Annotated in this window: 7 protein-coding genes; 6 read left to right on the top strand and 1 reads right to left on the bottom strand. The window is 63.4% G+C overall.

Annotated elements, in window-relative coordinates; all coding sequences use genetic code 11:
* Positions 1–13 precede the first annotated feature (13 nt).
* The 5 genes from bioC (at position 14) to JHD59_RS16400 (ending at position 4,171) form a co-directional block, all read left to right on the top strand.
* Positions 14–922: a malonyl-ACP O-methyltransferase BioC gene (bioC, locus tag JHD59_RS16420; protein ID WP_043627443.1), complete on the top strand. Its 909-nt coding sequence runs from the start codon at positions 14–16 to the stop codon at positions 920–922.
* A 32-nt stretch (positions 923–954) separates the two neighbouring features.
* Complete coding sequence (locus JHD59_RS16415; RefSeq protein WP_199155009.1) at positions 955–1,506, top strand: GNAT family N-acetyltransferase; 552 nt, start codon at positions 955–957, stop codon at positions 1,504–1,506.
* A gap of 33 nt (positions 1,507–1,539) precedes the next feature.
* Positions 1,540–2,415 (top strand): patatin-like phospholipase family protein, encoded by an 876-nt coding sequence (locus tag JHD59_RS16410; protein WP_233164286.1) that lies wholly within the window; start codon positions 1,540–1,542, stop codon positions 2,413–2,415.
* Positions 2,416–2,502: 87 nt separating this feature from the next.
* Positions 2,503–3,153: a glutathione S-transferase family protein gene (locus JHD59_RS16405; protein WP_103321800.1), complete on the top strand. Its 651-nt coding sequence runs from the start codon at positions 2,503–2,505 to the stop codon at positions 3,151–3,153.
* A gap of 130 nt (positions 3,154–3,283) precedes the next feature.
* Positions 3,284–4,171, top strand: coding sequence for a sterol desaturase family protein (locus JHD59_RS16400; protein WP_199155007.1), 888 nt, complete (start codon positions 3,284–3,286; stop codon positions 4,169–4,171).
* A gap of 59 nt (positions 4,172–4,230) precedes the next feature.
* Here the strand turns inward: JHD59_RS16400 and JHD59_RS16395 are convergent, their stop codons facing one another.
* Complete coding sequence (locus tag JHD59_RS16395) at positions 4,231–4,932, bottom strand: glycine zipper 2TM domain-containing protein (RefSeq protein WP_199155006.1); 702 nt, start codon at positions 4,930–4,932, stop codon at positions 4,231–4,233.
* Between the two features lie 611 nt (positions 4,933–5,543).
* Between JHD59_RS16395 and JHD59_RS16390 the strand changes: the two genes are divergently transcribed.
* Positions 5,544–6,914, top strand: a complete 1,371-nt coding sequence (locus JHD59_RS16390) for an amino acid permease (RefSeq protein WP_199155005.1) — start codon at positions 5,544–5,546, stop codon at positions 6,912–6,914.
* Positions 6,915–6,987 lie beyond the last annotated feature (73 nt).

Genomic DNA, 6,987 nt, shown 5'->3' with positions numbered 1-6,987 from the left:
TGGAAACCCAGGCATGAGTGAAGCGTTTTACACCGACAAGGCGCGCGTGCGCGCCTCGTTTGAAAAGGCCGCGGCCAGTTACGATTCGGCCGCCGTGCTGCAGCGCGAAGTGTCCGACCGCATGGCCGAGCGGCTGGATTACATCAAGCACCAGCCGGCGGTGATTCTGGATGCCGGCGCCGGCACCGGCTACGGCGCGGCGCATTTGCGCCAACGCTATCCGCAGGCGCGGGTGATCGAGCTGGACCTGGCGCACGCCATGTTATTGGCCTCGCGCGAACGCGCCCGCGAGGGCGACGGCCTGTTGAAGAAGCTGTTCAAGCCCAGCCAGCCGTGGCAGATCAACGCCGATATCGAAAAACTGCCCTTGGCCGACGACAGCGTGGACATGATCTGGTCCAACCTGACCATCCAGTGGATCAATGTGCCGGACAAGATGTTCGCCGAACTGCGCCGGGTGCTGAAGCCGGATGGCCTGCTGATGTTCTCCACCCTGGGGCCGGACACGCTGTTCGAGCTGCGCGGCGCGTTCGCCGGCATCGACGGCGCCACCCACGTCAACCAGTTCATCGACATGCACGACATCGGCGACGCGCTGATGCGCGCCGGTTTCGCCGAGCCGGTGATGGACATGGAAAAGATCGTGCTGACTTACGACGACGCCAAGGCGGTGATGCGCGACCTCAAAGCCATCGGCGCGCACAACGCCACGGCCGGCCGCGGCCGCGGCCTGATGGGCAAGCAGGCTTGGCGCAAGGTGGAGGAAGCCTATGAGCGCCACCGCCGCGACGGCAAGCTGCCTGCCAGCTACGAGGTGGTCTACGGCCATGCCTGGAAGGGCACCGGCAAAAAGCTGGCCAAGATGACGGACGACGGTCGGCAGGTGATCGAATTCGTCAAGAAAGCGCCGCGGGCCGATTGAGCGAACCGGCGGCGCGAACCAGAGTCTGTGCTATGGACGTGGAAATCCGCAGCGCCTGTCGCGATGACGCGGCTTGTCTGGCCGCCCTGTCGATTCAGGTGTGGCTGAATACTTATTTGATCGGCGGCGGCATCCGCCGCGGCATCGCCGATTATGTGCTGTCCGAATTCTCGCCGGCCCATTTCGAGGCGCTGATCGCCAATCCCGCGCGCCGGCTGCTGCTGATGGAGGAGGATGGCCATCTGCTCGGCTACGCGCTGTTGAAATTGGACGGCGCGTGCCTGGGCTGCGATTTCCCGACGATGGAAGTCGACCGGCTCTATCTGCTGGAAAGCCATACCGGACAAGGCCTGGGCAGGCGCTTGCTGGATGCGGCGCGGCAATGGGCGCGCCTCCAGCCCGGCCAGCCGCGCTTGTGGCTGACCGTTTGGCACGGCAACGCGCGCGCCATCGGCTTCTACCGCCGGGTAGGCATGGCCGTGCATGGCGAAACGTATTTCGAATTGGAGGGCGCGCGGCATCTCAATTATGTGATGCTCGATCCCGCGCCCGTTGGGGCGGCCTTGCCGGCCGCCGATGTCTGAAAGACTGATGGAATCATGATAAGCAAGAAAGCAATGCGTCCCTGGCTGGTGTTGGGCCTGGCCGCACTATTGGCCGGCTGTTCGACGTCCAAAGTGCCGGAAGCGCCGGCCCCCGCCCCGGTGAAAGTGAAGATAGGCCTGGCCTTGGGCGGCGGCGCGGCCAAGGGTTTCGCTCATATCGGCGTGATCAAGGTGCTGGAAGGCGCGGGCATCGTGCCCGACGTGATCACCGGCACCAGCGCCGGCAGCGTGGTGGGTAGCCTGTACGCGTCCGGCCTCAACGGCGTGCAACTGCAGCAGCGCGCCATGGCGCTGGACCAGGCCGACCTGACCGACTGGACGCTGTCCACCAAGGGCGTGCTGAAGGGCGAGAAGCTGCAGAACTGGATCAATGCCCAGGTGGGCAACAAGCCGCTGGAAAAACTGCCCAGGCCGTTCGGCGCCGTTGCGACCGAGCTGGACTCCGGCCGCAAGGTGGTGTTCCGCGTCGGCAACACCGGTCAGGCGGTGCGCGCCTCGGCCAGCATTCCCAATGTGTTCCTGCCTGTGAAAATAGGCGGCAAGCGCTATGTCGACGGCGGCCTGGTCAGCCCGGTGCCGGTCAGCGCGGCGCGCGAGATGGGCGCGCAGTTCGTCATCGCCGTGGACATCACCGCCCGTCCCAAGCCGGGCAAGGCGGTTGGTTTCCTATCCATGCTGGACCAGAGCCTGAACATCATGAACGGCCCGGCGCTGGCCTTGGAACTGAAGCAGGCCGACGTGGTGATTCGGCCGGATGTGCTGGACATCGGCTCCGCCGACTTTGATTCGCGCAATCAGGCTATTCTGGAAGGCGAGAAGGCGGCGCAGCAAATGCTGCCGCAAATCCGCAAATTGTTGCAGCAAAAGAGCCTGGAGCTGGCTAAATAACGTTATAGGCTGCGATGATGTCGCAAGTCGCGGCGGGGCGGGCAGCATTCCGCCCCGCCGCTTTCCCAATGTTCTTTTGGAGATGGCATGATCAAACTGCACGGAGTGTCTTTGTCGCCGTACTACAACAAGGTGAAGATCGCCTTGCTGGAGAAGGGCGTGAATTTCCAGGAGGTGCTGACCCCGCCCTCGCAGGAGGACTGGCTGCTGGAAAAGAGCCCGATGGGCAAGATTCCGTTTGTGGAGATCAATGGCCACCCGCTGGCCGAATCGACGGTGATTCTGGAGTGGCTGGAGGATGCATATCCCACCGCTTCGCTGCTGCCGCCGACGCCGAACGGCCGCGCCCTGGCGCGCGAGCTGATGACCATGCTGGAGCTGTATGTGATGCGGCCGGCGGCTCCGCTGATCGGCCACATGATGAAAGGCAGCCAGCCTAGCGCGGAGCAGGCCGAGGAAATACGCCAGGCCCTGGCGCGCGGCATCAGCGCGGTGGCGCAGCTGGCGCGGCAGGCGCCGTGGCTGGCCGGCGAGGACTTCAGCTTCGCCGATCTCAGCGCCGCCGGCATCCTGCCGACGGTGGGACGCTTGAGCCAGACTTTCCTCGGCGAGGACATGACGCTGCGGCTGTCCGGTTGCGCCGACTATCTGCAGCGCCTGGGACAGCGGCCCAGCGTGGCCCGCGTATGGGCGGACCGCGACGCCGCGCTGGCGGCCTATATGGCCAGGCGCGAATAGCCTGACTATGGTTTTCGCGCCACAGTCAGCCGGTCCTGCCTGGACGCCATGACATGGCGGTTGACAGCCCTTGCTGGATAGAGCCTAAACTCCAATCAAGTGTTTGCTTTGTCTGGCAAGGGGATGATCGATGAAATTTCCGGTGGAACTGATACTGCTGGCGCTGGTGCCGGTTTTTCTGTTGTTCGTCGCCTGGGAGCTATGGCGGCTGCGGCGTCAGGGGCGGCTGTCCGTGTACGACTGGCGCGATTCGGCCTGCTGCGCGGCGTTGGGTTTGCTGCACCAGGGCGCAGACAAGCTGGCCTGGGTGTTCGTGCTGCCTCTATATGGCTGGATTTACCAGCAGCACCGGCTGTTCGATTTTGCCGACAGCTATCTGAGCTTCTTCCTGCTGTTTCTCGGCCAAGACTTCCTGTACTACTGGTTCCACCGCGCCAGCCACCGCGTGCGCTGGCTGTGGGCGGCGCACAGCGTGCACCACAGCTCCACGCGCATGAATTTCAGCGTGGCCTTCCGCCAGAGCCTGATGTATCCGGTGGCCGGCATGTGGGCATTCTGGCTGCCGCTGGCCTGGCTCGGCTTTCCGCCGCAACAGGTGGTGGCCGTGGTGTTGCTGAATCTCGCCTTCCAGTTCTTTGTGCATACCCAGATCGTGCCCAAGCTGGGCTGGCTGGAATATGTCTTCAACACCCCGTCGATCCACCGCACCCACCATGCGAAGAACCCGCGTTACATCGACCACAACTACGCTGGGGTGCTGGTGATCTGGGACAGGCTGTTCGGCACCTTCGTGGAGGAGCGGGACAGCGATCCCTGCGAATACGGCACGGTGAAGCCGGTCAACAGCTTCAATCCGCTGTGGGTCAGCGTGGTGGAGTGGCGCGACATGCTGGCGGAGGCCTGGCGGGCGGATAACTGGCGCGACCGGCTGGTGTCGCTGTTCGGCCCGCCGGAAGCGGCGGAAGAGGTGGCGGCGCGCCAGCGCATGCGAGTCGAAGCGCCGCGTCAGGTGGCGTGAATGAAAGAACAAGGCCCGGTTTCCGGGCCTTGTTCTTTTCGGGCGACTGATCAGTTGGATCAGATTAGCAGCTTGCCGTCCTTGGCCGGCAGGGTCTTGCCTTCTGGCTTCTGGTCCATGCGCACGGTGCCGGTCTTGCCGTCCAGCGAGTAGCGCACGTTGTAGCCGACGACTTTTTCCTTGTCTACGTTCTCGGTATTGCAGATGGTCCGGGTGCTGGCCACCTGGTCGCGCTCCTGCATGCCTTCCTGCACCTTGTTGCCGGCCAGGCCGCCAGCCAGCGCGCCCAGCACAGTGGCGGCCTTCTTGCCATTGCCGCCGCCGACCTGGTTGCCGAGCAGGCCGCCGACCACGCCGCCGATCACCGAGCCGGCGATGCGGTTATTGTCCTGTACCGGCGCCTGGTGGACGACTTGCTCCTGATGGCAAACCTGCTTCGGCTCGCTCACCGTTTCCTTGATCGGGGTCACGGCCAGTATCTTGGCGTGGTTGGCGTGGACCGGCTTGGGCGCGGGTTTCGGCGCGGCGGCCACTACCGCCGCGGCCGGTGCCGCCACGGCGGCAGCCTGAGCCACCGTGGACGAGGCCGTGCTCGGCGGCAGCGCCTGAACGGCCGGGGCCGAGGCCTGGGCCAGCGGCGCGCTGGCCGCGGCGACGTTTTCCGGTTTGGACGGTTTCAATGCCTGGATGCCGGCAACGCCGATGGCGCCCAGCGCGATGCCGCCACCCAGCACGCTGGCGATGAGTACAGACTGTTTCATTATTCTCTCCCTGAAGTGACGCTGCGGTCACATATGGCTTCGACGCGATTATCGATTGGCAGTTGCAAGAACTGTGTACAGCATTTGTCACCACGGGTAACGAAACGTTAGCGGCGGGGCGGCCAGGGCGCTGGCTAGGGGCTGTTGACGTTTGGTGAGCGGTCGCGCCGGGATGCGTTTTGCGACGAATCGAGGCGTTTCGCGCGCCGCATAGTCATTCTCTGCCAGCGCGGAACAACGAAGAGTCGGCGCGAAAGGCGCCCGGCCCTGCGGGTTTGGCCGCTTTGGGCCGGAAGCGGTGTTGCCCAGCCCTTGCATAGAATGACTATGCGTCGGGCTGTGTGCCTTGCTTCCGGCCCAAAGCGGCGCAAACGCGATCCACTCACCAAACGTCAACAGCCCCTAGGGAATTTGCAGCGTGATGCGCCATTATTGGCAATTTATGTCAAAAAAAACCATATTCAATGGTTTTTAATTTCTAAAATGCAGCCATTTATCATAATGTGAGCATATATATTGTATCCAGCGGTTTGACGGTGCGCCCGGCAGATGGTTAGATGGGCATTGCACCTTACAGGCGGCTTGCCGCCTGCACCTCAGGAGAATACATAGTGAGCGAAGTTGATACCGGTTTGCAGCGCCAGCTGAAAAACCGCCACATACAGTTGATCGCGCTGGGCGGCGCGGTCGGCACCGGCCTGTTTCTCGGCTCGGCCAGCGTGCTGAAGGCCGCCGGGCCCTCGATGATTCTCGGCTATGCCATCGCCGGCTTCATCGCCTTTTTGATCATGCGCCAATTGGGCGAGATGGTGGCGGAAGAGCCGGTGGCCGGCTCGTTCAGCCATTTCGCCTACCGCTACTGGGGCAATTTCGCCGGCTTCCTGTCCGGCTGGAACTATTGGGTGCTGTACGTGCTGGTGAGCATGGCCGAGTTGACGGCGGTGGGCGCCTACGTCCAGTACTGGTGGCCGCATGTGCCCACCTGGCTGACCGCGCTGGTGTGCTTCGTCTGCATCAACGCCATCAACCTGGCCAACGTCAAATCCTACGGTGAGACCGAGTTCTGGTTCGCGCTGATCAAGGTGGCGGCGGTGATCGGCATGATTCTGTTCGGCAGCTACTTGCTGCTGTCCGGTACTGGCGGCCCGCAGGCCTCGGTCAGCAATCTGTGGAATGACGGCGGCTTCTTCCCGCATGGTTTCGGCGGCCTGTTCATGGTGATGGCGGTGATCATGTTCTCGTTTGGCGGCCTGGAGCTGATCGGCATGACCGCGGCCGAGGCGGCCGACCCGCAGAAGACCATCCCCAAGGCGGTGAATCAGGTGATCTACCGTATCCTGATCTTCTACATCGGCTCGCTGGTGGTGCTGCTGTCGCTGTATCCGTGGAGCAAAGTCGCCGCCGGCGGCAGCCCCTTCGTGATGATTTTCCAGCAGATCGGCGCCGGTTTTACCGCGCACGCGCTGAACTTTGTGGTGCTGACCGCCGCGCTGTCGGTCTACAACAGCTGCGTCTACGCCACCAGCCGTATGCTGTTCGGCCTGGCCGAGCAGGGCAACGCGCCGCGCGCGCTGAAGAAGCTGGACAAGCGCGGCGTGCCGGTCAACGCCACCTTGTTCTCCGCGCTGGCCACCGTGGCCTGCGTGCTGCTGAACTACCTGTTGCCGGGCGAGGCGCTGGGCCTGCTGATGTCGCTGGTGGTGGCCGCGCTGGTGACCAACTGGGCGATGATCAGCCTGACCCATCTGAAGTTCCGTCGCGCCAAGGCCGGCCTGAAAATGGTGTTCCCGTCGCTGTGGCATCCGGTTTCCAACTGGGTGTGCCTGGTGTTCATGGTGATGATCCTCGGCATTCTGCTGTTCACGCCGGGCATGGCGGTGTCGGTTTACGTGCTGCCCTTGTGGCTGGGCCTGCTGTGGGTGGGCTTCCGCTTGAAGGGCAAATCGGGCGCCGATTCCCGTCTTGCCAGCGAGAACGCCTGATCGTTGAAGGGCATGCCGGGCTTGACGATGCGTCGTCAAAACCGGCATGCTGTAAAAATGATGCAAACGAAAC

It is taken from the genome of Chromobacterium sp. ASV23, assembly GCF_016428945.1.
Classification (GTDB): Bacteria; Pseudomonadota; Gammaproteobacteria; order Burkholderiales; family Chromobacteriaceae; genus Chromobacterium; species Chromobacterium sinusclupearum.
Note: the sequence above shows the minus strand (reverse complement) of the source record. Positions and strands in the feature narration are given on the sequence as shown.